The sequence below is a fragment of the Acidovorax delafieldii 2AN genome (assembly GCF_000175235.1).
Classification (GTDB): Bacteria; Pseudomonadota; Gammaproteobacteria; order Burkholderiales; family Burkholderiaceae_C; genus Acidovorax; species Acidovorax delafieldii_B.
The window spans coordinates 1-554 of the sequence record NZ_ACQT01000628.1; the positions used below are offsets into that span (position 1 = coordinate 1).

1 protein-coding gene is annotated in these 554 nt (G+C 69.5%); it reads left to right on the forward strand.

Annotated features, from left to right (window positions below):
• Positions 1 to 31: 31 nt before the first annotated feature.
• Positions 32 to 554, forward strand: a 523-nt coding sequence (locus tag ACDELDRAFT_RS23440) for an RnfABCDGE type electron transport complex subunit B (protein ID WP_050784231.1), incomplete at its 3' end; no start/stop codon positions are given.

Consider the following 554-nt stretch of genomic DNA (forward strand, 5'->3'; position numbering starts at 1 on the left):
CACCCGGCGCCCCGGCGCCCCGCAAGGCCTGATGCCAGGGATGCCGCAATCGCAGGATGCGCGGGCCCGCCTGGCGGCGCGCATTGACGCAGCGCTGCCGCAAACGCAGTGCACGCGTTGCGGCTATCCCGACTGCGCCAGTTACGCGCAAGCCATTGCCCAGGGCCAGGCGGCCATCAACCAGTGTCCGCCCGGTGGAATGGAGGGCGTGGCGCGGCTGGCGGCCATCACGGGCCTGACCGCCCTGCCCCTCAATCCCGAGCATGGCGTAGAAGCGCCGCGCAACGTGGTGTACATCGACGAAAACTGGTGCATTGGCTGCACCCTGTGCATCAAGGCCTGCCCCACCGATGCCATCGTGGGCGCCAACAAGCTCATGCACACCGTGCTGGAAAGCCACTGCACGGGCTGCGAGTTGTGCATTCCTGTGTGCCCCGTGGACTGCATCCAGATCGAGAACGCCAGCGGCGGCGCAACGGGCTGGGCTGCCTGGTCCCAGCCACAAGCCGATGAGGCACGCCGGCGCTACGCGGCCCGCCAGCAGCGCCTGGCGC